This is a genomic window from Nocardiopsis dassonvillei (genome assembly GCF_964273065.1).
GTDB lineage: Bacteria > Actinomycetota > Actinomycetes > Streptosporangiales > Streptosporangiaceae > Nocardiopsis > Nocardiopsis dassonvillei_B.
In genome coordinates this window covers 4,581,396-4,606,841 of record NZ_OZ186815.1, presented here as the reverse complement: position 1 = coordinate 4,606,841, position 25,446 = coordinate 4,581,396, and the positions used below count along the sequence as shown (strand labels likewise).

Genomic DNA, 25,446 nt, shown 5'->3' with positions numbered 1-25,446 from the left:
CCGCCCGGGTGCTGGGCACAGCGATCCGGGAGCGGCTCCCGGAGTTCGACGTGGAGGGCTACGCCGCCGAGGTGGAGGCCCGGGTCGGCCCGCTGGAGCTCAAGAACCGGGTGATGGTGATGGCCGAGGGCCTGCGCGCCCGGCTGCCCGCCGCCTACCCCGAGGCCGTCGCGGTGCTCGTGGACTCCCTGGGCGAGGACCTGGTGGACGGCGCCGGGATGTACGCGCAGGGCTTCCACCTGATGGCGGTGGCCCGGTTCGTGGAGGAGTACGGGGTGGCCCACCCCGAGGTGTCGCTGCCCGCCCTGGTGGAGATCACCCGGCGGCACACCTCCGAGTTCGCGGTGCGGCCCTACCTGGTGCACCACCGGGAGGCGGCGCTGAAGCTGATGCACGCCTGCGCCGCCGACCCCGACCCCAACGTGCGGCGGTTCGCCAGTGAGGGGCTGCGGCCCCGGCTGCCGTGGGCTCGGCGGCTGCCGGAGTTCGTCGCCGACCCGGAACCGGTGCTGGAGGTCCTGGAGATCCTGCGCAACGACCCGTCGGCGTACGTGCGCACCTCGGTCGCCAACAACCTCAACGACATCTCGCGCGACCACCCCGGCCGGGTGCTGGACCTGGCCGAGCGCTGGTCCCGGGAGAGCCCGACCCCCGAGACCTCCTGGACGGTCCGGCACGCGCTGCGCACCCTGGTCAAGCAGGGCGACCCGCGGGCGCTGGCGCTGCTGGGCGCGACCGGCGGCGACCGCGTGCGAGCCGAGGGCCCGGCCCTGTCCCCCGCCGTGCTGGACCTGGGGGGCGAGCTCCGGATACGGGTGGAACTGGTCAACACCGACGACCGTCCGCACACGGTCGTCGTGGACTACCGGGTGCACTACGTGAAGGCCGACGGCACCCGCCGCCCCAAGGTGTTCAAGTGGACCACCGTGGAGCTGTGCGCGGGCGAGCGGCGCGCTCTGGAGAAGCGGCACCGGGTGAAGCCGATCAGCACCCGCACCCACCATCGCGGCGAGCACCTGGTGGAGGTGCAGGTCAACGGGGTGATCAAGGCGGCGGCCCCGTTCGAGCTCCGGACCTGAGGTCAGGCCGTCCCGGCGGGCACCGGGCGCATGTCCAGGCGGCGCACGCCGGCGGGGCCCCGCGGGTCCCAGCCGTCGGCGAGCGCGGTGCGCACGGCCTCGGCGACCCGGGCGGGGGTGATCGGTTCGGCGTCGGCGTTGTCCGCCGCGCAGCCCGGGCAGCAGGGCCGGCCCGCCGGGACCCGGTCGGCGAGGGTGACCGCGAGCAGTCGGCCCGGCGCGTCCTCGCGCTCGACCGCGAAGGTCAGCGTGCGCGCTCCGGCGGAGTACCCGCGGGTGCGGGAGCGGTGGCGCCAGCGGTAGGCGACGCCGTCGACGGTGATCCTGCGGGTGCCCTTCCTGGGCATGGTCATCGGGGGCCTCGTTCGTTCGGGGGCTGAACGGGCACCACGGTAGGGGCCCCGGCCCCGGGGCCGCCAGGGGTTTTCCGGCCGCCGCGGAGGGGGCTCAGAAGCCGCGGGACGCCCAGTCGGCCAGGTGCGCGGCCGCCTCGGCGACGGTGGTCGACTCCCCGTGGCCGGGGTGGACGGCCGTCTCGCCCGGCAGCACCGCCAGGTGGTCGCGGATGGACGCGATGATGGTCGGGAAGTCCGAGAGCGGCTGCCCGGTGGCGCCCGGCCCGTCCGGGAAGAGCGTGTCCCCGGTGAACACGGCGCCGATGGCCGGCGCGTACAGGCTCACCCCGCCGGGGGTGTGCCCGGGGGTGTGCAGGATCCGCAGTTCGATCCCGCCGACCTGGAGGGCCTCGCCGTGCAGCAGCGGCGCGTCCGGCTCCTGGTCGGGGTGCACCCGGTACCACAGGTCGGCGTCGTCGGGGTGCAGCAGGATCGGGCTGTCGGTGAGTTCGGCCAGCGCCACCGCCGCGTTGATGTGGTCGGTGTGGCCGTGGGTGCACACGATCGCCATGAGCTCGCGGTCGCCCAGGCCCCGGGCGATGGCCCGGTGGTCGTGCGCGGCGTCGATGACGATCGCGGACTCCTCGTCGCCGACGATCCACACGTTGTTCTCGATCGCGGACTCGGTGCCCTCCAGGCTGAGCACACCCGAGGTGCGCAGCTGTACGACGGGGTAAGGGTCGGTCATCGAAGCCTCCACCGTCTGACGTTCCGCCGCTTGCTCCGGTGTTCCAGAGCCTATCCCGCCCCGGCCCCGCACACACCCGTTCGCGGGGGCGCCGCCCGGAAATACCCCCGGGAGGTCGCCGCCGAGCGGTTCAGGCCGTGGTGCCGGGCTCGAAGTTGCGGCGCAGGGCGTAGGGCTGGATGAGGCCCAGCCCGTGCGCGTGCCGCGCCCGGACCTTGACCACCTGCAGCCCCTCGGCGTCCCCCAGGCTGCGGGCCAGCTCCTCGTCGATGAGGACGGTGCCGGGCCGGGCGAAGGAGGTGAGGCGGCTCGACCGGTTGACGGTGGTGCCGAACACGTCGCCGTGCAGGGTGAGCACCGGCCCGGAGGACAGGCCGACCCGCACGTCCGGCACCTCCACGTGGGTCTTGACCCCCGAGGCCAGGCGCAGCGCGATGTCGGCGGCCTTGACGGGGTCGTCGGCGACGTAGAGGACCTCGTCGCCGAGGGTCTTGACGACCCGGCCGCCGCCTGAGGCGACGATGTCGGCGGCGGTGGCCTCGAAGCCCTCGACCACCTGGGCCAGCTCGACCTCGTCGAGTTCGCGGCTGAGGGTGGTGAAGGAGACCAGGTCGGCGAACCCGACGATGAGCGGGTAGTAGTTGGGGACCCCGTCGACGCCGTTGGACATCACCGCCAGGGTCCGGGCGGTGGAGGCGGCGAGCTGGCGGCGCCAGATGTGCAGCAGCAGCCGCTCCACGTCCGGCAGCAGCTCCTTGACCTGGTTCATCAGCGGGACGGCGCCCTCGGCGCCCTCTCCCTCGCGGAAGACCAGGGTGCTGAGGATGCTGGTCTGCCAGTCGGCCAGACGCGCCATGGTCTGCCCCATGGCGCGGGCGAACCGGACCACCGCCTCCTCGTCGAGGATCTCCTCGTCGAGCAGGCCGGCGGCCAGCCGCAGGGCCTCCACGTCGCTCTCGGTGAAGATGACGGTGTCGTCGCTCTGGGTGGGGAAGCCCAGGGCGCGCCAGATGCGGCCGGCGAGCTCGGCGTCGCACCCGGCGAGCTCGATCGCCTGCTCCCTGGTGTAGACCGCCTCACCGCCCAGGAGAGCGGTCTCGATCACTTTCGGGTCAGGACGCGACGACATACGTTCTCTTTCACGGAACCGTCCCCGCCCGTGCGGGGAGCGAGTACTGGGGGTCACCGCGTCGGCGCCGCGGGGCCCACCTCCAGCTTACGCCGGTGGCCGCCGCCGCTCCGGGCGGCCGTCACCGGGCCTCTGAGGGGGCCTCCGGCCGGTGGGCGTCGTTGACCCGCTTGTAGATCTCGGACTGGAACCACTCCGGGCGCGGGACCTTGCTGAGGGTGATGGCCTCCTGTTCGGAGGCCGACTGCACCGTCAACGTCCCGTACCTCATGATGCGTTCCCACACCGACATGCGGAACGCGACGTCGTTGACCCTGGTGAGCGGCATGTCCCTGCCCTGTCGGGAGAGCAGGCCGTCGCGGGTCATCAGGCGCTGGTCGGTGAGGACGTAGACGGTGGTGGACCAGCGCAGCAGGGGGACGAGCCAGAAGGCCAGCGCCGCGACCAGGGCGAGCACCCCGACCGCGCCCGCGGCGAGGGGGGCCCAGTCCTCCTCCCAGGGCAGGAACCACAGCGCCGCGGCGGTGGCGGCGACGATGAGCACCAGGGCCGTGAACTCCTCTACGAGGACGGTCCAGTGCTGCCTGACGACGTGGACGAGTTCCTCGTCGTCGGAGAGGTAGCGGTCCGCGATAGCCATATGTGGATCATGGCACAGGCCGGTACCGCCCAGAAAGGCCGCGTCCGGGGCCTGTGGACGACATTGCGCGGGAGTTCCCCGAACGTTCTCCGGGGCCCGGCCGTGACCGCGGCCCGTCCCTCACCCCCCGGGCCGGACGTGGACGACGTCGCCCACGCTCAGGGCCCGCTCCCCGTCGGGTCCGTCGACCACCAGCCGCCCCTGTGCGTCGACCGCGGACACGACGCCCTCCAGGACCCGGTCGCCGGGCAGGTGGACCCGGACCCGGCGGCCCAGGGTGACGCAGACGTCGCGGTAGACCGCGGCGAGCCCGCTGCCCTCCGCGTCCCCCCCGGACGCCGCCCACATCGTGTACAGCTCCTCGAACTCGCCCAGCAGGGACGCCAGCAGCACGCCCCGGTCGACGTCGGCGGCGCCCTCTCCGCGCAGGGAGACCGCGGTGTCCACGGGCAGCTCGTCGGGGCCCTGGGAGACGTTGATCCCGATGCCGACGACCACGGCCGGGCCGCCGGAGGAGAAGTCGACCTCGGCGAGGATCCCGGCGAGTTTCCCGTCGCCCCCGCCCGGCGCGGCCCGGAACGCCGCGGGGACCAGCAGGTCGTTGGGCCACTTGAGGGCCGCCCGGATCCCGGTGGTGCGGCGCACCGCCCCGACGGCGGCCACGCCCATCAGGGCCGACAGCCAGCCCAGCCTCTCGGCCGGCACACCCGGGCGCAGGAGCAGGGAGACGGTGAGGGCGGCGCGCGGCGGGGTGCTGAAGCCGCGCCCCATCCGGCCCCGGCCCGCGCTCTGGTGCTCGGCCACCAGCACGCTGCCGTGCGGGGCCCCGGCGCGGCCGCGGGCCGCCAGTTCGGTGTTGGTGGATCCGGCCTCGGGCACCACCTCGATCCGCTCCCACATGCCGCCGGGGCGGACGAGGGCGGCGGCGAGCGCCGCCGGGTCGAGCGGCGGGCGCGGGAACGGGTCGGAGACGGCCATGCACCCATTACAGCAGTGCCGCGGCCCGGCAGAGCATCCGTGTGCGCTCACGGCGCCCCGTCCCGGCCGGGACGGGGCGCCGTACGGACCGCGGTCAGCCGGTGTTCTGGAGGCCCGCGGCGACGCCGTTGACCGACAGCAGCAGGAGCCGCTCCAGGTGCTGCTGGTCCTCGGGCGACAGGGTCTCGGCGTCCTCCGAGCGCAGCGCCTCCAGGGCGCGCAGCTGGAGGTGGGACAGCGCGTCCACGTAGGGGTTGCGCAGGTCCACCGCGCGCGAGAGCACCCTGCGGTTCTCCAGCAGCCGGGTGTGGCCGGTCACACGGAGCACCAGGTCCCGGGTGAGGTCGTACTCGTCCAGGACGCGCCTGCTCATCTCGGGGCGGTCGCCCAGGGCGAGGTAGCGCTCGGCGATGGTCCGGTCGGTCTTGGCCAGGCTCATCTCCGCGTTGTCCAGCAGGGACGCGAACATGGGCCACTCGCGGTAGGCGGCCTGGAGCAGCGGCAGGTCGTCCACGGCCGCCAGGCCGGTGCCCAGCCCGTACCAGCCGGGCAGGTTGACCCGGGTCTGGGTCCAGGCGAACACCCACGGGATGGCGCGCAGGTCGCCCAGGCCGCGGGCGGCGCCGCGGCGGGCCGGGCGCGAGCCCAGGCGCAGCTCCCCCAGCTCCTCCAGCGGGCTGACCCGGGAGAACCAGGCCGCGAACCCGTCCGCGTTGATGAGGTCCAGGTAGGCCCGCTGGGCGGCGGCCGCGATGGCGTCGGCGTGCGGGCGGTACTTCAGGGCGGCGGAGCGCTCTCGCTCCTGCACCTCGTCGGTGGAGGCCATGAGGACGGCGTGACCGACCTGCTCGATGTGACGCCGGGCCAGGTCGGCCTGGCCGTAGCGGGCGAAGATGACCTCGCCCTGCTCGGTGACCTTGAACCGGCCGTCGACCGAGCCGGGCGCCTGGGCCAGCAGGGCGCGGCTGGCCGGGCCGCCGCCGCGGCCCAGGGAGCCGCCGCGGCCGTGGAACAGGGTGAGGCGCACGTCGTGGCGGCGCGCCCAGGCGGCCAGCCGGGCCTGGGCGTCGTACAGCCGCAGGGTGGCGCTGACCGGGCCGACGTCCTTGGCCGAGTCGCTGTAGCCGAGCATCACCTCGACGCGGCGGCCGCTCTGCTCCAGCCGTTCCTGCATCTGCGGGATGTCGAGCATGCCGTCCAGCACCTGCGGGGAGGCGTCCAGGTCGGCGCCGGTCTCGAAGAGCGGGATGACGTCGAGGACCGGGCGGCGGTCGGCCGGGAGCGCGTACCCGGCGAGTTCGTACACGGCGGCGATGTCGTCGGCGGAGCGGGTGAAGCTGACGATGTAGCGGCGGCAGGCCTCCACCCCGAAGCGCTCCTGGATCCAGGAGACCACCCGGAGGGTGTCCAGGACCTCGCGGGTGCGCTCGGAGAGCGGACCGTCGGGGCCGTGCTCGCGCAGCTCTGCCAGGGCGGTGGCGTGCACCTCGCTGTGCTGGCGGATCTCCAGCTCGGCGAGGTGGAAGCCGAAGGTCTCGGCCTGCCAGACGAGGTGCTGGAGCTCGCCGTAGGCCTGGCGGACCGCCCCGGCCGCGGCCAGGGACTCCTGGACGGTGCGCAGGTCCGCGAGGAACGCCTCGGCACCGGGGTAGGCCAGGTCGGCGTCGCGCTCGCGGGTGGCGCGCAGCCGGGCGGTGGCGTACAGCAGGAACTGGCGGTGCGGCTCGTTGGGCGAGCGCTCGGAGATCTCCGCCAGCAGCGACGGCTGTCCGGCGCGGGCGGAGGAGAGCGCGTCGAGCAGCGCCGGGGAGGCGGGGGTGAGGTTGCCGTAGGCGGTGAGGGTGCGGGCGATCCGCTCGCAGGCGGACTCCAGGCCGCGCAGCACGTGCTCGGACTGGATGCGCACGGCCTCGCGGGTGACCTCGTGGGTGACGAAGGGGTTGCCGTCGCGGTCGCCGCCGATCCAGGTGCCGTAGCGGACGAACGGCACGGCCCGGGGCGGGCGGACGCCGGTGCCCTCGGGGTCCAGGGCCCGGTCCAGGGCCCGGTAGACGTGCGGGATGACGGAGAAGATGGTCTCGTCGAAGGCGGCCAGCGCGGTGCGCACCTCGTCGAGCGGGTCGAGCCGGGTGTAGCGCAGCTGGGAGGTGCGCCAGAGCAGGTCGATCTCCTCCAGCAGGCGGCGGTGCGCCTCGGCGGCCTCGGTGCTGCCCTCGTGGGCGCTGTGCCAGGCGTCGAGCTGGGCGCTGATCCGCAGGATGGAGGTGGAGACGGCGCGGCGGCGGGCCTCGGTGGGGTGGGCGGTGAGCACGGGGTGGAACTCCATACCCGCGATCAGCGCGTCGAGGTGCCCGTCCCCTCCGGCGCCCTCGCGGACGGCGCGGACGGCCGCGGCCAGGGACTCGCGGGGCGGGTTGGCGGCGTCGTCGCGCTCGCGCAGGGTGCGCATGCGCTGGTGCTCCTCGGCCAGGTTGGCGAGGTGGAAGTAGACGGTGAAGGCGCGAGCGACCTGCTTGGCGCGTTCGAGTGGCCAGGCGGCCACCAGGGCGGTGATCTCCTCACCGGAGACGGCTCCGTCGCGGGCGCCGATGACCGCGTGGCGGAGTTTTTCGACATCGGCGAGGAGGTCCTCGCCGCCGCTCTCCTGGAGCACGGTCCCGAGCATTTCGCCGAGCAGCTTGACGTCATTCCGGAGCTGTTCGGGCACTTCCTGGCGCGCACTGGCGCGCTCTGCGCTTACCGCTGTCATAGGGCAGACACTACAGAGAACGGTTCTCACCGGGCGTTCTCGGGGGCGCATTTCCGAGCTTTTGCCGTTGCGTTAACAATTGTTCCGAAAGGGCGCGGAATTCACACCCGGTCACGTTTCCCGGCCTCCCGGGACCCGCCCGGAGCCGCTCCGGACAGCGGATGTTACTCGCCGGTAACCGCAGGGGGCGTCACCGTCGGCGCACCCCGCGGGGTTAACCTGCGTACTTATGGCCACCCAAGCCCCTGAACCACCGCCCGCGGATGAGATCGACATCCACACCACCGCGGGCAAGCTCGCCGACCTGCGGCGACGCCGCTACGAGGCGGTCCACGCGGGATCCGCGCGGGCCGTCGAGAAACAGCACGCCAAGGGCAAGATGACCGCCCGCGAACGCATCGACGCCCTGCTCGACCCGGGCTCGTTCGTCGAGCTGGACGCCCTGGCCCGCCACCGGTCCACCAACTTCGGACTGGACGCCCACCGGCCCTACGGGGACGGGGTCGTCACCGGCTACGGAACCGTCGACGGCCGCCCCGTCGCCGTGTTCAGCCAGGACGTCACCGTCTTCGGCGGATCGCTCGGCGAGGTCTACGGTGAGAAGATCTGCAAGGTCCTCGACCACGCCCTCACCAACGGCTGCCCCGTCATCGGCATCAACGAGGGCGGCGGGGCCCGTATCCAGGAGGGCGTCGTCTCCCTGGGCCTGTACGCCGAGATCTTCAAGCGCAACACCCACGCCTCCGGCGTCATCCCCCAGATCTCCGTGATCATGGGCGCCGCCGCCGGCGGCCACGTCTACTCCCCCGCCCTCACCGACTTCATCGTGATGGTCGACGAGACCTCGCAGATGTTCATCACCGGGCCCGACGTCATCAAGACCGTCACCGGCGAGGACGTCTCCATGGAGGAGCTGGGCGGGGCGCGCACCCACAACACGAGGTCGGGCGTGGCCCACTACATGGGCGCCGACGAACAGGACGCCCTCGACTACGTCAAGGCCCTGCTGGCGCACCTGCCCGGCAACAACCTGGAGGACGCCCCCGTCCTGGCACCCGAGGAGGACCCGGGCGAGGAGGTCAACGACGCCGACCTGGCGCTGGACACCTTCGTCCCCGACTCGGCCAACCAGCCCTACGACATCCGGACCGTCATCGGGACCGTCCTGGACGACGGCGACTTCCTCGAGGTCCACGCCATGTTCGCCACCAACATGGTGGTGGGCTTCGGCCGCGTCGACGGGCGCTCGGTCGGCGTCATCGCCAACCAGCCCATGAGCCTGGCCGGCTGCCTGGACATCGACGCGTCCGTCAAGGCCGCCCGGTTCGTGCGCACCTGCGACGCCTTCAACATCCCGGTGCTGACCTTCGTGGACGTGCCCGGCTTCCTGCCCGGCACCGACCAGGAGTGGGACGGCATCATCCGGCACGGCGCCAAGCTGCTCTACGCCTACGCCGAGGCCACCGTCCCGCTGATCACCGTGATCACCCGCAAGGCGTTCGGCGGAGCCTACGACGTCATGGGCTCCAAGCACCTGGGCGCCGACGTCAACCTGGCCTGGCCCACCGCGCAGATCGCCGTCATGGGCGCCCAGGGCGCGGTGAACATCCTGCACCGGCGCACCCTCGCGGCCGCCGACGACGTGGAGGCCGAGCGGACCCGCCTCATCGGCGAGTACGAGGACACCCTCCTCAACCCCTACTCGGCGGCCGAGCGCGGCTACGTCGACGGGGTGATCCTGCCGTCGGAGACCCGGGTCCAGATCACCAGGGCACTGCGCGCGCTGGCGGGCAAGCGCAGGCAGCTGCCCCCCAAGAAGCACGGGAACATCCCGCTGTGAGCGCCCGGCACACCCCGCCGCACCTGGTCGTCGTCCGCGGCGAGCCCACCGCGGAGGAGATCGCCGCCCTCACCGCGGTGCTCGCCGCACGGGCCGCCGCCGCACGGGCCGCGGCCCGGCCCCCGGACGCACGGGAGCGGCCCTCGGCCTGGCGCGACCGGGCCCGGGGGCTGCGCACCCCGCTGCGACCGGGCCCGGGGGCCTGGCGCACCAGCCTGCGATGACACCGCCACTACCTAGACTCCAAGGGGAGCGGTCGGCGCATCCGCCCCACACCACAGCAGAGGACCTCCACCGTGCGTAAAGTTCTGATCGCCAACCGCGGCGAGATCGCCGTGCGCATCGCCCGCGCCTGCCGCGACGCCGGGCTGGGCAGCGTGGCCGTCTACGCCGAACCCGACCTGGACGCCCTGCACGTCAAGGTCTCCGACGAGGCCTACGCCCTGGGCGGGACCACCCCCGCCGACTCCTACCTCGACATCGGCGGACTCCTGGCCGTGGCCGCCGGGTCGGGGGCCGACGCCGTCCACCCCGGCTACGGGTTCCTGGCCGAGAACGCCGACTTCGCCCAGGCCGTCATCGACGCCGGGCTCACCTGGATCGGGCCGCCCCCCGCCGCCATCACCGCCCTGGGCGACAAGGTCCAGGCCCGCCACATCGCCCACAAGGTCGGCGCGCCCCTGGTGGCCGGGACCCCCGACCCCGTCGCCTCCGCCGACGAGGTCGTGGCCTTCGCCGAGGAGCACGGGCTGCCCATCGCCATCAAGGCCGCGTTCGGCGGCGGCGGACGCGGGTTGAAGGTCGCCCACACCCTGGCCGAGGTCCCCGAGGCCTACGAGTCCGCGGTGCGCGAGGCCGTCACCGCGTTCGGCCGCGGGGAGTGCTTCGTCGAGCGCTACCTCGACAGGCCCCGCCACGTGGAGACCCAGTGCCTGGCCGACGCCCACGGCAACGTCGTGGTCGTCTCCACCCGCGACTGCTCCCTCCAGCGCCGCCACCAGAAGCTCGTGGAGGAGGCCCCCGCCCCGTTCCTGACCCCCGACCAGACGGACCGGCTGTACGCGGCGTCCAAGGCCATCCTCAAGGAGGCCGGGTACGTGGGCGCGGGCACCTGCGAGTTCCTCGTCGGGGTGGACGGCACCATCTCCTTCCTGGAGGTCAACACCCGCCTGCAGGTCGAGCACCCGGTGAGCGAGGAGGTCACCGGGATCGACCTGGTCCGGGAGATGTTCCGCATCGCCGACGGCGAGGAGCTGGGCTACGGCGACCCCGAGGTGCGCGGGCACTCCTTCGAGTTCCGGATCAACGCCGAGGACGCGGGCCGCAACTTCATGCCCGCCCCGGGCACCGTCACGGAGCTGGCCCTTCCGGGCGGGCCCGGCGTGCGCGTGGACACCGGCTGCGAGGCCGGGTTCACCGTGCCGCAGGCCTTCGACTCCATGGTCGCCAAGCTCATCGTCACCGGGCGCACCCGCACCCAGGCGCTGGAGCGGGCGCGGCGGGCGCTGGCGGAGTTCACCGTGGGCGGCATGCCCACCGTGATCCCCTTCCACCAGGCCGTCGTGGAGGACCCGGCGTTCGCCCCCGCCGACCCGGAGCAGCCGTTCGGGGTGTACACCCGGTGGATCGAGACCGAGTTCGACAACCGGATCGAGCCCTGGTCGGGGACCCCGGGCGAGGCGGACCCGGTCGAGCGCGAGACCGTCACCGTGGAGGTCGGCGGCAAGCGCATCGACGTGGTCCTGCCCGCCTCCCTCAACGTGGGCGCGGCCCCGGCCGCCCCGGCGGGCGGGAAGAAGAAGCGGGCCTCCCGGGCCGGCGGCGGCCCGGCCGCCGCCGCGTCCGGCGACGCGCTGGTCTCGCCGATGCAGGGCACCGTGGTCAAGGTCGTCGCGGCCGAGGGCCAGGAGGTGTCCGAGGGCGACACGGTCGTGGTCATCGAGGCCATGAAGATGGAGCAGCCGCTGGCCGCGCACAAGGCCGGGACCGTCACCGGTCTGAAGGTCACCGCGGGCGAGGCCGTCGGCAACGGCGCCGTCATCTGCGACATCAAGGACGCCTAGGGTCTGTTTTTTGAGTGCCGTCCTCTTCCGCGGGGGGTGTGTGAGGCGCCGGCGGGGTTCTGCAGGCCCGGAGGGGATGTCCCAGGAACGGGGACGTTCCCGTGGGGCCGAGGGTCCCCGCCTTCCAAAGGCGCCGAACGCGAACCGAAGCGGAGCGGAGGTTCGAAAGAACACGGCCTAGCGCCTGGACACGTACGGGGGAGGCGCCGGCGGCGCCTCCCCCTCATACGTGCGGTCGGAGTCCGGGCGACCTGAGCATGCGCATGTGAAAGCGTTCCTGGGGGCTCACCAGGACCGGACTTTTGTCGGTGGGTCCGGTGTGCGTCGGAAGATCCGGGACGCGGTCCGGGTCCTCGGCGGTGAACCCGCCCTCGGGAGGCGGCGGGACCGCCACGTCGGGGCCGGACTCCCTGGCCGAAGGTGTGGCCACAGCGGGTGCGGACGTGTCGTCTCCGACCGTCGGATCGTTCTCGTCGCTCACGGTGGCCGCATCGATCACCTCGTCGGGGAGCCCTCCGGAAACGATGCCACCCACACCTGCGGGAGGGTGATTCTCGCCGCATCCGGGGCGGGAAGAGCGACGCGAACCCCCACGGGGGCGACGATCCGCTCATCCCACGTAAGAAACCTCGGCCCAGACCTATGGAAAAGGTAGGAAAGGCCGTATATGGTTCCCCCTTGTGACGAACATCTGGGGACTGACCCGCCGCTGGCACATCGACCTGTGCCGCCGCGGATGTCAGGCGTGTAGCTAGGTCCACGCGCGCCCGTCCGGGCGACGCGCCGCACACCCCTCCCCCGCCGTTCCCCGCACGGGACGGCACCCGTCCTCCGTCACCCTTCCTCCAGGGGCGGAGCCCGCCGTCACCTCTCTCCGGTGACACCCGCACACATTCCCCGAGCCGGAGATCCCGCACGCCCACAGGCCGACCGCCGCGGCGTGCCCCCGCTCCGGCTGCTCACCGCTTGGAGTCACTTCCGTGTCCGCACAGACCGCCACGGTCAAGCCGCAGCGCCGCCTGCGGCTCCCCTCGTTCGGCGTCCAGGTCCTGCTGGGCCTCGTGCTCGGCCTCGTCCTGGGCTTCGTCGCCCTCCGGATCGGCCCCGTCGGCGACGGTGAGCCCAACTGGCTCGCCGTCACCCTCCAGACCATCGGCAGCACGTTCGTGTCGCTGCTGAAGACGGTCGTCCCGCCGCTGATCATCCTCGCCGTCATCTCCTCCATCGCCAACCTGCGCAACGTCACCAACGCCGCGCGGCTGGCCTGGAAGACCCTGCTGTGGTTCGCGATCACCGCCCTGGTCGCGGTGGCCATCGGCATCACCCTGGGCCTGGTCGTCCGCCCCGGCGTGAACAGCTCCGTGGACCCGGGCACCGTGGCCGAGCCCTCGGGCAGCGGCTCCTGGCTGGCGTTCATCGAGAGCCTGGTGCCCGCCAACTTCCTGGGCCTGGCCGCGGACACCTCCGCCGCGGACGACGGAAGCCTGAGCACCTCGCTGGGCTTCAACGTCCTCCAGCTGATCGTCATCGCGATCGTCCTGGGCATCGCCGCCGTCAAGACCGGCAAGGCCGCCGAGCCGTTCATCTCGTTCACCGAGTCGGCCCTGCAGGTCGTCCTCAAGGCCCTGTGGTGGATCATCCGCCTCGCCCCGATCGGCACCGTCGGCCTGCTCGGCAACGCCGTCTACAGCTACGGCTGGACCACCATCGGCGCCCTGGGCAAGTACACGCTGACCATCTACCTCGGCCTGGCCCTGGTGCTGTTCGTCGTCTACCCCGTGCTCGCCCGCGTCAACGGCCTGTCCCCGGTCAAGTACTTCACCGGCGCCTGGCCCGCGATCCAGCTGGCCTTCGTGTCCCGCTCCTCGATGGGCACCATGCCGGTCACCCAGCGGGTCACCGAGCAGAACCTGGGCGTGCCGCGCTACTACTCCGCGTTCGCCGTCCCCTTCGGCGCGACCACCAAGATGGACGGCTGCGCCGCGATCTACCCGGCGGTCTCGGCGATCTTCATCGCCCAGTTCTTCCCGGACATCTCGCTGGGCCTGACCGACTACCTGCTCATCGTGTTCGTGTCGGTGATCGGCTCGGCCGCGACCGCGGGTACCACCGGCGCCACGGTCATGCTGACCCTGACCCTGTCCACCCTGGGCCTGCCCCTGGAGGGCGTCGGCCTGCTGCTGGCCGTGGACCCGATCCTGGACATGGGCCGCACCGCGGTGAACGTGGCCGGGCAGGCGCTGATCCCGGCGATCGTCGCCAAGCGCGAGGGCATCCTCGACCTGGCCCGCTACAACGCGCCGCGCGACGCCTCCGGCTTCGTCCCGCTGGACGAGCCCGCCGGGAACGAGGCCGCCGCCGAGGACGCACCCGCCGCCGAGGTGGAGAAGGTGCCCGCGGGCACCGCCAAGGAGTAGCCCTCCGGCGTATCGAACGCGGAGCGGCCCGCCGGTGTCCCGGCGGGCCGCTTCGCGTTCGGGGAGAGAGAGGCGTCACCATGGGAACCAAGAGGCCCCTCCCATTCGTCCCTGAGGTGTGAGGGTAGCGAGAGGAACGACATGTTGCGCCGCTTGGTAACGCCCACCGTGCTGACCGCAGGGATCGCGGCCGTGGTGGTGAGCGCCGCGGCGGTGCCCGCGGCCGCCGACACCGTGGAGGCCCCCGACAGCAACGCCATCGCCCAGGAACTGGAGGACGACGGCGTCTTCATCGACCCCTCGATCGACGCCATCCCGTCGGCCGAGGAGGGCGCCCTGGAGGCCGCCGCGGCCGGGGCCGAAACCCCCGTCTACTACGTGCTCCTGCCGACCGACGCGGTCAACTCCGACTCGGCGCTCAACGCGCTGATGGAGCCGGTCATGGCCGAGGTCGGCGACGGCCTGTACGGCGTGCTGGCCGGGTCGGAGGAGTTCCGGGTCCTGTCCCCGAACGTCGAGGACACCGAGGCCATCCGCGAGATCGCCCTGCGGGAGGGCGGCGGCAACCAGGTCGACACCCTGGTGGCCGTGCCCGACGCCGCCGAGCAGGTGGAGTCCGCCGCCGCGGCCGGCAGCACCGCGCTGTGGGTCCTGCTCGTCATCGCCCTGCTGGTCGCGGGCGGCATCTTCCTGCTGGTCCGCAACAACCGGCGCAAGCGCGAGGAGCTCAAGGCCAAGCAGCTGGCCGAGATCAAGCAGATGGCCACCGAGGACGTGGTGCGCCTGGGCGAGGACGTCGCCCGGCTGGAGATCGACCTGTCCGCGGTCGACGACGACACCCGCACCGACTACTCGCGCGCCATGGACGCCTACGACCAGGCCAAGTCCCGGCTGGACACCATCCGCGAGCCGGAGGAGATCCGCCAGGTCACCAACTCCCTGGAGGACGGCCGCTACTACATGACGGCCACCCGGGCCCGGCTCAACGGGGACCCGGTGCCGGACCGGCGCGGTCCCTGCTTCTTCAACCCGCAGCACGGCCCCTCCGTGGAGGACGTCACCTGGGCCCCGCCCGGCGGCACCCCCCGCCAGGTCACGGCCTGCGCGTCCTGCGCCCAGGCGGTCAAGAGCGGCATGGACCCGAACGACGTGCGCATGGTCGAGGTGGACGGCCGCCGCGTGCCGTACTACGACGCGGGCCCGGCCTACTCGCCCTACGCCGGCGGCTACTTCGGCATGGACATGATGATGGGCATGTTCACCGGCATGATGATGGGCTCGATGATGGGCTCCATGATGGGCATGGGCATGGGGATGGGCATGGGCGACGCCACCGGCGACGTCGGTGCCGAGGGCGACTTCGGCGGCGGCGACTTCGGCGGTGGGGACTTCGGGGGCGGCGACTTCGGCGGCTTCGACTTCTGACCTGTTCGTCCACACCTGGAGAGGGGCCCCGGGCGTCGTCCGCCCGGGGCCCCTCTCCGTGTGCGGGTGCGCGCCGTTCCGGGCACGACCCGCTCCGCGTGCCGGCCGGACGCCCGGGGAGGCGGGCGGTGCACGGTCGGCGCGGGGAGGCGGACGGTGCGCGCCGCGGCGCGGCGCGGGCGCCCCGCCGGACCGCCCGCGCGTGTCAGGCCGCGGCGCCGGAGGCCCCGGCGGTCCGCCGGGACGGGACCGGGCGCTTGCTCAGCCGCGGGCCGCGTCCAGGTCCCCGATCCAGGCGGCGACGTGCTCCGCGGTGTGCGCCGGGTCCTCGCGGGTGGTGTCCAGGAGGGTGACCGGCGGGTCGAGCCGCCCGGCCTCCGCGTCCACCCAGGCGGCGAACTCCAGGGTCTCGGCGATCCGCTCCTCGTCCCACTGCCGCCAGGCGGGCCGGGCCCGCAGCCGCTCCGCCAGCACCCGCGGCTCGCACGTGAGCGCCAGGTAGTGGACACCGTCGAACAGCGCCCGCTCGGGCAGCGGCTCGAACTCCGGGGGGACCACCGTCCCGCACAACACGACCGGCCGCCCGCTCTGCTGGACCATGGCGGCGGTGCGCAGCCAGGTGGACCGGAACAGGCGGTGGTGGTCGGCCGGGTCGCGCAGGCCGCCCACCCACAGCAGGTCCTGTTCGAGTACGACGAACCGGTCCCGCAGGCGCTCCAGCAGCAGCCCGGCGATGGTCGACTTGCCGGTGCCGCTGGGCCCGGAGACGCAGTACAGGGGAAGGCGCAGGAAGGGGCGGGTGCGGCCGCAGAAGCGGCACAGCAGCACGGAGACCCCCGACGAGGTGTCGGGGGTCGGGTCCCACTCCCCGCAGTGAGTACAGATCAGCGGGTGCACGTGGTGGTGTCTCTAGTCGAAGAGGTCCTCGAGGAAGCTCTTCTTGCGGCGCCGGTAGGGGCGCGGCGAGTCGCTGTAGCCGCGCGGGGAGTCCGGGTAGCCGCCGCGGTAGCCGCGGGGCGAGTCGGGGTAGCCGGGGGCCGGGTAGGACTGCTGCGGGTAGCCCTGGCGGGGGTAACCGGCGGCGGGCGGCGGGGCCTGGTGGGGGTCGGGAGGCGGCGGGGTCAGGCCGTAGTGGCGCTGCTCGGCCTCGACGATGCGCTCGAGCTCGCCACGGTCGAGGAAGATGCCCTGGCACCCGTCACACCGCTCGATGTGGACGCCCTGGCGGTCGAACGTGCGCATGTGGCTTTGGCACTTGGGACAGATCACGGCGGAACGCTACTCTCATCGGCGTCAAAGAAACGTAAAAAGGCCCGCCCGCGGGGGGCGGGCCGATGGACCGAGCCTACTCGGGCGACGCGAGCATCAGGGAGCGGGCCGCCTCGGTGACGCTTCCCGACAGGGACGGGTACACCGCGAAGGTGTGCGCGAGGTCGTCCACGGTCAGCCGCTGCTGCACCGCCACCGACACCGCCAGGATCAGCTCGCTGGCGCGCGGGCCGACGATGACGCCGCCCAGCACGATGCCGGTGTGCTGGCGGCAGATCAGCTTGACGAACCCGTCCTTCACCTCGTTCATCTTGGCGCGCGGGTTGGTGTTGAGGGGCAGCGTGACGGAGCGGCCGTCGATGCGGCCGCTGCGCACGTCGTCCTCGCTGGCGCCGACGGCGGCCAGCTCCGGGTGGGTGAACACGGTGGACGCCACGGTCGACAGCTTCAGCGGGGAGACGGCCTCGCCCAGGGCGTGCCACATGGCGATGCGGCCCTGCATGGCGGCCACGGAGGCGAGCATGTTGACGCCGGTGCAGTCGCCGGCGGCGTAGACGCCGGGGACGGTGGTGCGCGAGACCCGGTCGACCTCGACGAACCCGCCCTGGCCCAGGCGAACGCCCGCCTCCTCCAGGCCGAGCCCCTCGGTGTTGGGGATCATGCCGACGGTCATCAGGCAGTGGGAGCCCTCGACGGTGCGGCCGTCGGACAGGGTGACCAGCACCCCGTCCCCGGTGCGCACGACCGACTCGGCGCGGGTGCGGTTGAGGACGGTCATGCCCCGGCGCAGGAAGACCTCCTCCAGGACCCGGGCCGCGTCGGGGTCCTGGGTGGGCATGACGTGTTCGCGGGAGGAGACCAGGGTCACGTTCGAGCCGAGGGACTGGTAGGCGCTGGCGAACTCGGCGCCGGTGACGCCGGAGCCGACGACGATGAGCTTCTCGGGGAGCTCGTCCAGGTCGTAGAGCTGGCGCCAGGTGAGGATGCGCTCGCCGTCGGGGCGGGCGGAGGGCAGCTCGCGGGGGTGGGCGCCGGTGGCGACGAGGACGACGTCGGCGCGGATGCGGGTGTCGCCGACGGCGACGATGCGCGGGTCGACCAGCCGGGCCTCGCCGTTGACGACCTCGATGCCCTCCCGGACCAGGCGGGCGCGGGTGTCGTCGGACTGGGCCTGGGCCAGGGCCAGGATCCGGTTGTTGACCGTGGGCATGTCGACGTGCACGGAGGACTTGCCGTCGAGCTGGTCGTCCACCTGGATGCCCAGGGTCTCGGACTCGCGCACGTAGGTGGTGCGGGTGGAGGTGGCGATCAGGCTCTTGGAGGGAACGCAGTCGGTGAGGACGCAGGCACCGCCGATACCGTCCCGGTCCACCACCGTCACGTCCGCGCCGAGCTGCGCGGCGACCAGTGCCGCCTCGTAGCCCCCGGGACCGCCCCCGATGATCACGACCTTCGTCACTCTGCTTCACTCCCTCTGCGGCCGGGCCGTCGTCCGCTCGTCCCGGTCGGGGTCGAAGGGCATGACGGGGCGGCACGTGGTTCTCTCGCTTACCCCTATTGTCGGCCATGCCGACCGGCGGATTCCGCACCCGCCCCGTCGCGGGGGGTCGGGCGCTCCCCCACCGCCCGTCTAGCGTTGCGTTCCGGAACCATTCGGCTACACGGCGGTAGCATCCGCTGTGTGAGCGAAACAGAGCAGCCGCCGAGGACGACCGCAGAGGCCAGGGAGCTGGCGGCCGACGCGGCGCATGATCTCCGGACCCGGGCCGGTGCCGACGGCTTCGACGCCCTGGTGGTGCTCGGTTCCGGGTGGACGGACGCGGTGGACACGCTCGGTTCCCCCGACATCGGGTTCGACGCGGCGGAACTGCCCGGCTTCCTGGCGCCGACCGCCGAGGGGCACGGCACCGCGGTCCACAGCATGTGGGTGGGCGACAAGCGGGTGGTGGTGTTCACAGGGCGCCTGCACCTGTACGAGGGCCACGGCCCGATGCGGGTCGTGCACGCGGTGCGGACCGGGATCGCCGCGGGGGCGCGGCTGGTCGTGCTGACCGGGTCGGTGGGCTCCCTCCGGGTGGACATCGCGCCGGGGCAGCCGGTGGTGCTGAGCGACCACATCAACCTGACCGCGCGCTCACCGCTGACGGGCCCGACGTTCGTGGACCTGTCGTCGGCGTACAGTCCGCGGCTGCGCAGGCTCGTCCACGAGGTGGACGCCTCGCTGGCGGAGGGGGTGTACGCGGCGACGCCGGGGCCGCAGATGCAGACCCCGGCGGAGGCGAAGGTGCTGCGCCAGGCGGGGGCGGACGTGGTGGGCCGGTCGATCCCGCTGGAGGCCATCGCCGCGGTGGAGATGGGCGCCGAGGTGCTGGGGCTGTCGATCGTGAGCAACGACGCCCTCGGGGCGGTGCTGGACCCGTTCCAGCAGGAGAGGGCGCTGGAGATCGTCCGGCAGCGGGCGCGCCGCCTGGGAGAGCTGCTCAACCGGCTGCTGGTCCGGGCCTGAGGGGACCGGTCCGGCGGGGGACCCGGTTCGGGGGCGTGTTCCGCGCTGCGGAGAGGGGGCGGGGGCTCCGGGCCGCGTGGCCCCGTCGGAGGCGGGGGCGCAGGGCCGGGCCCGGTTCCGGGGCGTGTTCCGCGCCTCGGGGGGATGCGCACTCCGGGCCGCGCCGCGCGGGACCCCCGCAGGTCCCTCGGATGCGCGATGCGGCCCGGACGCGTCGTTCCGGGGCCGCCTCCGTACGGATCCGTCCGGTACCGGCGTGGCGAGCGTACACCCCGAGGCCTTGGGGTGGACGGTACCGGCCGTGCTCCGTCCGGAGGCGTGGAGCCCCGTTCCGGTGTCCCGCCCGTGCAGGATCCCCGCAGACCCCGTTGGACTCACGGGCCGGTGGGACACCGGTCCTACTCTTCCCGTTGTTCGTCAGAACAGCGTGACGCCCGGGAGAGGATCCGGGTGGGCGGCCATCCGCGCGAAGCCCTCCCACCCGGAACACTCTCCATTAGGCATGCCTTACCTAACCAGAGCCGACCGGTTCCGTCAACCCCGTGCCCGGGCGAAGAACGGACCCGGCCCCCGCGGCGGCGGGAGACCGGGTCCGGATCCGGGAGAGGGCGCTCAGCCCAGCAGGAACGCCGCCACGACCAGGGCGGAGACGGCACCGGCGATGACGATCACCTCGACCGGGACCATCGTCTGGGGGCGGTCCTGCGCGCCCAGCGCGGCGGGGCCGGCCTCGTCGACGTCCCGGATCGGGCCGGACAGCGGGCGCGCCTTGTGGCGCTCGGCGTCCTGGCGCAGCTGGAGGGCGGCCCGGTCCATCGGCCGCATCTCCCGGGGGTCCTCGTCGGACGGGTCCATGAAGCCGCCCTCGCGGCGCATGTTGTCGCGGACCCTGCGCCGCTTGGTCTCGCGCAGCGGCCAGGAGCGCACGGCGCCCTCGGGGGTGTGCACCCGCAGCACGTCGACCACGTCCACCCACAGCACGGCGGCCCAGGGGACGAAGGTCTCGCGGAGCGGGTTGATCACCCTCAGACCGCGCTCGGTGACCACGACGCGCGGGCGCAGCCACACCAGGTACACCAGCGCGACGCTGGCCACCAGGACCGCCCCGTACCGCCAGACCTCCGGCCCCTGGCCGCGGAGGAGGAGGTCGACCAGCAGGAGCACGGCGATGACGGTCCAGCCCACCGCCAGGATCCGGGAGGAGAGCGAGTAGTGGACCGTCGGGTTGGCGCCGGAACCCGGTCCGCTCATCGGTCGGCCGCCCACTTGAGCTGCGCGAACCCGGGCTTGATGACACCGTTGATGAGCGCCAGCCGCTCGTCGAAGGGCAGGAACGCCGACTTCATGGCGTTGACCGTGAACCACTGGACGTCGTCCCAGCCGTACCCGAAGGCCGCGGAGAGCCGGGAGAACTCCTCCGACAGGGTGGTGCCGCTCTGCAGGCGGTTGTCGGTGTTCACCGTCACCCGGAAGCGCAGGTCGCGCAGCAGGCCGATGGGGTGCTCGGCGATGGAGGCCGCCGCCCCGGTCTGCACGTTGGAGCTGGGGCACATCTCCAGCGGGACGCGCTTGTCGCGCACGTACTGGGCCAGCCGCCCCAGGCGGGGAGCGCCACTGTCGGTGACGGTGATGTCGTCGATGATGCGCACGCCGTGGCCGAGCCGGTCGCAGCCGCACCACTGGAGCGCCTCCCAGATCGACGGGAGCCCGAACGCCTCGCCCGCGTGGATCGTGAAGTGGAAGTTCTCCCGGCGCAGGTACTCGAAGGCGTCCAGGTGCCGGGTCGGGGGGTTGCCCGCCTCGGCTCCGGCGATGTCGAACCCGGCCACCCCGGCGTCGCGGTAGCGGACCGCGAGCTCGGCGATCTCCGAGGAGCGGGCGGCGTGGCGCATCGCGGTGACCAGCTGCCCGGTGCGGATGCTCCGCCCGGAGTCGGCGGCCCGCTTCTCCCCCAGTTCGAGGCCCTCCTGGACGGCCTCGACGACCTCCTCCAGGGTGAGCCCGCGCTCCAGGTGCTGCTCGGGGGCGTAGCGCTGCTCGGCGTAGACCACCCCGTCGGCGGCCAGGTCCTCGGCTGCCTCGGCGGCGACCCGGACCAGGGCGTCACGGGTCTGCATGACGGCCGTGGTGTGCGCGAACGTCTCCAGGTAGCGCTCCAGCGAGCCGGAGTCGGAGGCGTCGCGGAACCAACGCCCCAGTTCCTCGGGGTCGTAGGTGGGCAGGTCCCTGTATCCGACCTCCCGGGCCAGCTCGACCACGGTGGCCGGGCGCAGCCCGCCGTCGAGGTGGTCGTGCAGGAGTACCTTGGGCGCCCGCCGGATCTGTTCGACTGTGAGTGGCTGGTTCATGCACTCAGGATGCCACCGGCACCGCACCCGACCCGCCGCCCCGGCGCGAAGTTACCGAGAACCCGGCAGATCCGTGACCGCCGGTCGGAGCACCTCCGGGGCCCGCCGCCCCGCTCCCCGGTTCCGGGAGGGGAGGGGGGCCGGGGCGTCCCGGGAGGGCTCCGGGGCGCCTCAGAAGGACACCGCCTCCTCGGCGGCGCTGCCGACGCGGGCGCGGCCGTCCACGCCCAGGGCGGTCAGCGCGGTGGTCACCATGAACCGGGTGCCGACGCCGATGGCGCGCTCGTCCACGTCGAAGGTCCCCCGGTGCAGGTCCAGCATGGGCCCGTCCCAGTCCGGGGAGTGGGTGCCCAGCCGGGCCAGGGCGCCGGGGACGTGCTCCAGGTACCAGGCGAAGTCCTCACCGCCCAGGCTCTGCGGGGTGGGCGCGGCGGCGTCCGGGCCCAGGGCCAGGGCGGTGGCCTCGCGCATGATGTCCACGCTGGAGGCCTCGTTGATGGTGGGCGGCACGCCCCGCTTGTAGGTGACCTCGGCGTCGGCCCCGTAGGCGGTGGCCACCGACTCCACCAGCCCCTTCACGATGTCGGGGGCCGCGTGCCAGGCCTCGTCGTCCAGGCAGCGCACGGTGCCCTCGGCGACCGCGTCGTCGGGGATGACGTTGGGCGCGGACCCGGCGCTGATGCGGCCCCACACCAGGCTGAACCCGGCGCGCGGGTCGATGCGGCGGGAGAGCGCGGCGGGCAGCTCGGTGACGACCTTGCCCATGGCGTACACCAGGTCGGCGGTCAGGTGGGGGCGCGCGGTGTGCCCGCCCGGCCCGGACAGCCGGACCATCAGCTGGTCGCAGGCGGCGGTGATGCCGCCGGTGCGCAGGCCCACCCGGCCGACCATGAGGCGGGGGTCGCAGTGCAGCGCGAAGATCCGGTCGACGCCGTCCAGGGCCCCGGCGTTGACGACCTCGACGGCGCCTCCGGGCAGTTCCTCCGCCGGCTGGAAGACGAGCCGGACCCGGCCGGGCAGCGCGCCCGCACGGTCCTGCTGGGCGAGGAAGACCCCGGTGGCCAGCAGGACCGTGGTGTGGACGTCGTGGCCGCAGGCGTGGGCGGCGCCCGGGACGGTGGAGCGGTAGGGGACGTCCTTCTCGTCGGTCAGGGGCAGGGCGTCGATGTCGGCCCGCAGGGCGACGGTGGGGCCGGGAGCCGAGCCGATGTCGCAGACCAGTCCGGTGCCGCCGGGGAGCACCCTGGGTTGCAGTCCGACCGCGCGCAGGCGTTCGGCGATGCGTCCTGTGGTGCGATGTTCGGCGAAGGCGAGTTCGGGGTGCATGTGCAGGTCACGGCGGAAGCCGGTGAAGTCCCGCTCACGGCGCGCCAGAAAAGTGGTCAGCTGTTCCGGCAGGTCTCGTCCCTGCATGCGAGGGCCCTCTCTACGCTTTCGCCCATGTCTTACCGAGCGCCGGCGCCGTCGCCGGCACCGACTCCTGCACGGGTGGGACCGTCGTCGAGCTCGGCCGCGAGCATGTCCACGACGTCGTCGAGGGTGCCGCCCTCGGCGATGACCGCGCGCTGACGCTCGTAGGAGGCGCCCTTGTCCAGGATCTCGGAGATCTGGTCCAGGTCCTCGGCGCAGCCCAGGCGGGTCGCCACCGGCTTCAGCTCGCGGACCAGCTCGTAGAGGTCGTCACGGATCGGGACGGTGGTCCCTCGTTCGTCCGTGATGACGCGAGCGTCGAGCCCGTAGCGGGTCGCCCGCCACTTGTTGTCCCTCACCAGCCAGGACGGCGGGCTGGGCAGCCGGTACCCGCGGTCGAGCTGGTGATCGAACAACTCCACCAGGCTCTGGGAGAGCGCGGCGGCCATTCCCACCTCGCGCAGGGTGGGAATCCCGTCGAACATCCGGATCTCGATGGTTCCGAAATCCGGGTGCGGACGAATGTCCCACCACACTTCTTTGATGGAAGCGATGGTACCCGCCCGGAGAAGGGTTTCGAGGTATTCCTCGAAAGCCGACCAGTTCGGGAGGTTCGGCGGCGGTCCGGACGTGGGCAGCGCACCGAAGACGACGGAGCGGGCGGAGGCCAGACCGGTATCGTGACCCGCCCAGAACGGACTCGAAGCACTCAGGGCGAGAAAATGCGGGAGATACCTCGCGAGTGCGTTCACGATCGGAATGGCCTTGTCCTGGTGGCGCACCCCGACGTGCACGTGGACGCCGCAGGTGAGGATGCGCCGCGCGATCCACTGCATCTGATCGACGAGCTCCCGGTACCGGGCGCCGGGGCTGAACTCCTGGTCCCGCCAGTCGTCGATGGGATGGGTGCCCGAACAGGTGAGCGTGGTGCCCCAGGGGGCGAGGACCTGCCGCATGCGGGAGACGTTGCGGGCCAGGTCGTTCTTGGCCTCCTCGACCGTCTCGCAGATCCCGGTGACGACCTCCACCTGGGACTGCATCAGCTCGTGGCGCAGCGGGGGGACCTCGGCCGCGGAGCTCAGTTCGGGGAGTTCGGCGAGGAGCTTCTGCGCCTCCTGCCGCAGGCGCCGGGTGCGGCGGTCGACGAGCTGAAGCTCCCACTCCACACCGAGCGTCGCGCGTGCGGACGACTGGAATGCGGTTCCCATCTGCCCTCCGAGGGGGGTGTCTGCCGAACTTTTCGTTCGGCGAACCGGTGCGCCCCGGCGGGGCTCTCGGCCGGGACAGGGGAGGACTACCCCCTCGGAACCTCGAACATACGGGCACAGGGAACCTTCAAGGTGATTTTCCGCTAACAAGCCGTCACATTAGGCGACAGAACGTTTCCGGCGCCGCAGCAGCCACGCCGTGATCCCGCCCGCCCCCAGCGCCCCCGCGGCCGAGAGGCCCGCCGCCAGCGCGCGCTGCGCCCGCCGGTGCGCCTCGAGCTCCCGCGGCTCCACCCTCGGGACGGGGGCGGGCCGGGTCCAGTCGATGCCGTTCTCCTCCGGCAGCGGCAGCGAACCGGTGTAGGGCGGCGGCACCGGCAGCCAGGTCGCCGTCCAGGCGGCGCTGAACATGACCAGGCGCATCACCAGGTTGATCCACACCAGCAGGCCGACCAGTACCGCGAACGAGGCGTACACCGGGTTGCTCAGCGTCCCGGCCAGCAGCAGCGCCGCGGCGGCCTTGAGGACCTCGAACCCGACCGCGCCCAGCACGGCGCCCCGCCACATCATGCGGGCCGGCCGTCCGCTGCCGGACAGCAGCGCGAACGCCAGCATGAAGATGAGCGTGTTCGCTCCGACGGCGATGGCCAGGGCCAGCAGCCGCAGCGCGACGTTCGCCAGGACCGACGCGTCCAGCCCCACCAGGGACAGCAGCCACCGCGTCGCGGCCTGGGCGACACCGGTGAGGGAGACCGACAGCAGCAGGGCCAGGCCCAGGCCCAGCATCACCAGCAGGTCCCGGGCCTTGGCCAGCACGACGTTGGGCCCCTGCTTGGGGTTCTTCAGCCAGATCGAGTGCAGGGCCTCGCGCAGCGCCGACACCGAGTTCAGGCCCGCGTACAGCAGGCCCACCAGGCCGATCAGCCCGGCGCCCACCCGGGCGTCGGCGATCTGGTCGATGGGCAGCTGCTGCGACAGGCCCGGCAGCACCTCGTCCAGCGCCTGCTCCAGCTGGCCGCCCAGCTCGACCTGGAGCGCGGCCAGCACGAACCCGACCGCGGCGAAGGCCAGCGCGAGCAGCGGGAAGAACGAGAGGAAGGCGAAGTAGGTGACCGCCCCCGCCAGCTGGTTGCCGTTGCGGTCGGCGTAGCGCTCGTAGGCCCGCACCAGGTGGTCCACGGACGGGCGCCGCCGCCGGAGCCCCCAGTAGGAGTCCATCGCCTGTTCCGGTAGTGCCGGACCGTCCCCCGCATCCCGTCCAGCGCCGAGGCCACCGCACCCTCCCCCACCTCACCGACCCGT

General features: G+C 72.9%; 21 protein-coding genes. 7 read left to right on the top strand and 14 right to left on the bottom strand.

What is annotated here, in order from left to right:
• Window positions 1-8 precede the first annotated feature (8 nt).
• Window positions 9-1,079 (top strand): DNA alkylation repair protein, encoded by a 1,071-nt coding sequence (locus ACSUPR_RS20635; protein WP_436886349.1) that lies wholly within the window; start codon window positions 9-11, stop codon window positions 1,077-1,079.
• A 2-nt stretch (window positions 1,080-1,081) separates the two neighbouring features.
• Here ACSUPR_RS20635 and ACSUPR_RS20630 read toward each other — a convergent pair whose 3' ends face one another.
• The 6 genes from ACSUPR_RS20630 to ACSUPR_RS20605 form a co-directional block, all read right to left on the bottom strand.
• Window positions 1,082-1,432 (bottom strand): hypothetical protein, encoded by a 351-nt coding sequence (locus ACSUPR_RS20630; RefSeq protein WP_436886348.1) that lies wholly within the window; start codon window positions 1,430-1,432, stop codon window positions 1,082-1,084.
• Window positions 1,433-1,526: 94 nt separating this feature from the next.
• Entirely contained in the window at window positions 1,527-2,162 is a 636-nt protein-coding gene (locus ACSUPR_RS20625) for an MBL fold metallo-hydrolase (protein WP_436886347.1), read from the bottom strand.
• A 130-nt stretch (window positions 2,163-2,292) separates the two neighbouring features.
• Complete coding sequence (locus ACSUPR_RS20620; protein WP_436886346.1) at window positions 2,293-3,291, bottom strand: adenylate/guanylate cyclase domain-containing protein; 999 nt, start codon at window positions 3,289-3,291, stop codon at window positions 2,293-2,295.
• Between the two features lie 121 nt (window positions 3,292-3,412).
• The gene (locus ACSUPR_RS20615) at window positions 3,413-3,931 is read right to left on the bottom strand and encodes a PH domain-containing protein (RefSeq protein WP_436886345.1); all 519 of its coding nucleotides are present in this window, start codon (window positions 3,929-3,931) and stop codon (window positions 3,413-3,415) included.
• Between the two features lie 120 nt (window positions 3,932-4,051).
• Window positions 4,052-4,909, bottom strand: coding sequence for a biotin--[acetyl-CoA-carboxylase] ligase (locus tag ACSUPR_RS20610; RefSeq protein ID WP_436886344.1), 858 nt, complete (start codon window positions 4,907-4,909; stop codon window positions 4,052-4,054).
• A 94-nt stretch (window positions 4,910-5,003) separates the two neighbouring features.
• Window positions 5,004-7,574 (bottom strand): phosphoenolpyruvate carboxylase, encoded by a 2,571-nt coding sequence (locus ACSUPR_RS20605; protein ID WP_436892076.1) that lies wholly within the window; start codon window positions 7,572-7,574, stop codon window positions 5,004-5,006.
• Between the two features lie 313 nt (window positions 7,575-7,887).
• Between ACSUPR_RS20605 and ACSUPR_RS20600 the strand changes: the two genes are divergently transcribed.
• The 5 genes from ACSUPR_RS20600 (at window position 7,888) to ACSUPR_RS20580 (ending at window position 15,403) form a co-directional block, all read left to right on the top strand.
• Window positions 7,888-9,498 (top strand): acyl-CoA carboxylase subunit beta, encoded by a 1,611-nt coding sequence (locus tag ACSUPR_RS20600; RefSeq protein ID WP_436886343.1) that lies wholly within the window; start codon window positions 7,888-7,890, stop codon window positions 9,496-9,498.
• Window positions 9,495-9,722 carry an acyl-CoA carboxylase subunit epsilon gene (locus ACSUPR_RS20595; protein WP_436886342.1) on the top strand — a complete coding sequence of 76 codons (228 nt, stop codon included), beginning with the start codon at window positions 9,495-9,497 and terminating at the stop codon, window positions 9,720-9,722. The genes ACSUPR_RS20600 and ACSUPR_RS20595 overlap by 4 nt, the downstream gene beginning before the upstream one ends.
• A 72-nt stretch (window positions 9,723-9,794) precedes the next feature.
• Window positions 9,795-11,561 carry an acetyl/propionyl/methylcrotonyl-CoA carboxylase subunit alpha gene (locus ACSUPR_RS20590; protein WP_436886341.1) on the top strand — a complete coding sequence of 589 codons (1,767 nt, stop codon included), beginning with the start codon at window positions 9,795-9,797 and terminating at the stop codon, window positions 11,559-11,561.
• Between the two features lie 980 nt (window positions 11,562-12,541).
• Window positions 12,542-13,978 (top strand): dicarboxylate/amino acid:cation symporter, encoded by a 1,437-nt coding sequence (locus tag ACSUPR_RS20585; RefSeq protein ID WP_436886340.1) that lies wholly within the window; start codon window positions 12,542-12,544, stop codon window positions 13,976-13,978.
• 168 nt (window positions 13,979-14,146) lie between these two features.
• A complete protein-coding gene (locus ACSUPR_RS20580) occupies window positions 14,147-15,403 on the top strand; it encodes a chemotaxis protein CheA (protein ID WP_436892075.1) in 1,257 nt (418 codons plus the stop codon).
• A 261-nt stretch (window positions 15,404-15,664) separates the two neighbouring features.
• On the opposite strand, the gene ACSUPR_RS20575 is transcribed toward ACSUPR_RS20580, so the two are convergent.
• From ACSUPR_RS20575 to ACSUPR_RS20565, 3 genes are all read right to left on the bottom strand, one after another.
• Window positions 15,665-16,300, bottom strand: coding sequence for an AAA family ATPase (locus ACSUPR_RS20575; protein WP_436886339.1), 636 nt, complete (start codon window positions 16,298-16,300; stop codon window positions 15,665-15,667).
• A gap of 12 nt (window positions 16,301-16,312) precedes the next feature.
• Window positions 16,313-16,645 (bottom strand): zf-TFIIB domain-containing protein, encoded by a 333-nt coding sequence (locus ACSUPR_RS20570; protein ID WP_436886338.1) that lies wholly within the window; start codon window positions 16,643-16,645, stop codon window positions 16,313-16,315.
• Between the two features lie 103 nt (window positions 16,646-16,748).
• A complete protein-coding gene (locus ACSUPR_RS20565) occupies window positions 16,749-18,131 on the bottom strand; it encodes an NAD(P)H-quinone dehydrogenase (RefSeq protein WP_436886337.1) in 1,383 nt (460 codons plus the stop codon).
• Between the two features lie 222 nt (window positions 18,132-18,353).
• Between ACSUPR_RS20565 and ACSUPR_RS20560 the strand changes: the two genes are divergently transcribed.
• Window positions 18,354-19,178: a purine-nucleoside phosphorylase gene (locus tag ACSUPR_RS20560; RefSeq protein WP_436886336.1), complete on the top strand. Its 825-nt coding sequence runs from the start codon at window positions 18,354-18,356 to the stop codon at window positions 19,176-19,178.
• Window positions 19,179-19,790: 612 nt separating this feature from the next.
• On the opposite strand, the gene ACSUPR_RS20555 is transcribed toward ACSUPR_RS20560, so the two are convergent.
• The 5 genes from ACSUPR_RS20555 to ACSUPR_RS20535 all read right to left on the bottom strand — a co-directional run bounded on the left by ACSUPR_RS20555 (window position 19,791) and on the right by ACSUPR_RS20535 (window position 25,362).
• Window positions 19,791-20,429: a PH domain-containing protein gene (locus ACSUPR_RS20555; protein ID WP_436886335.1), complete on the bottom strand. Its 639-nt coding sequence runs from the start codon at window positions 20,427-20,429 to the stop codon at window positions 19,791-19,793.
• Window positions 20,426-21,526, bottom strand: a complete 1,101-nt coding sequence (locus tag ACSUPR_RS20550; RefSeq protein ID WP_436886334.1) for an adenosine deaminase — start codon at window positions 21,524-21,526, stop codon at window positions 20,426-20,428. The genes ACSUPR_RS20555 and ACSUPR_RS20550 overlap by 4 nt, the downstream gene beginning before the upstream one ends.
• Before the next feature lie 171 nt (window positions 21,527-21,697).
• Window positions 21,698-22,939, bottom strand: coding sequence for a M20 family metallopeptidase (locus tag ACSUPR_RS20545; protein ID WP_436886333.1), 1,242 nt, complete (start codon window positions 22,937-22,939; stop codon window positions 21,698-21,700).
• 32 nt (window positions 22,940-22,971) lie between these two features.
• Window positions 22,972-24,144 (bottom strand): glutamate--cysteine ligase, encoded by a 1,173-nt coding sequence (locus ACSUPR_RS20540; protein ID WP_436886331.1) that lies wholly within the window; start codon window positions 24,142-24,144, stop codon window positions 22,972-22,974.
• Window positions 24,145-24,303: 159 nt separating this feature from the next.
• Window positions 24,304-25,362, bottom strand: a complete 1,059-nt coding sequence (locus tag ACSUPR_RS20535; RefSeq protein ID WP_436886330.1) for a YhjD/YihY/BrkB family envelope integrity protein — start codon at window positions 25,360-25,362, stop codon at window positions 24,304-24,306.
• Window positions 25,363-25,446 lie beyond the last annotated feature (84 nt).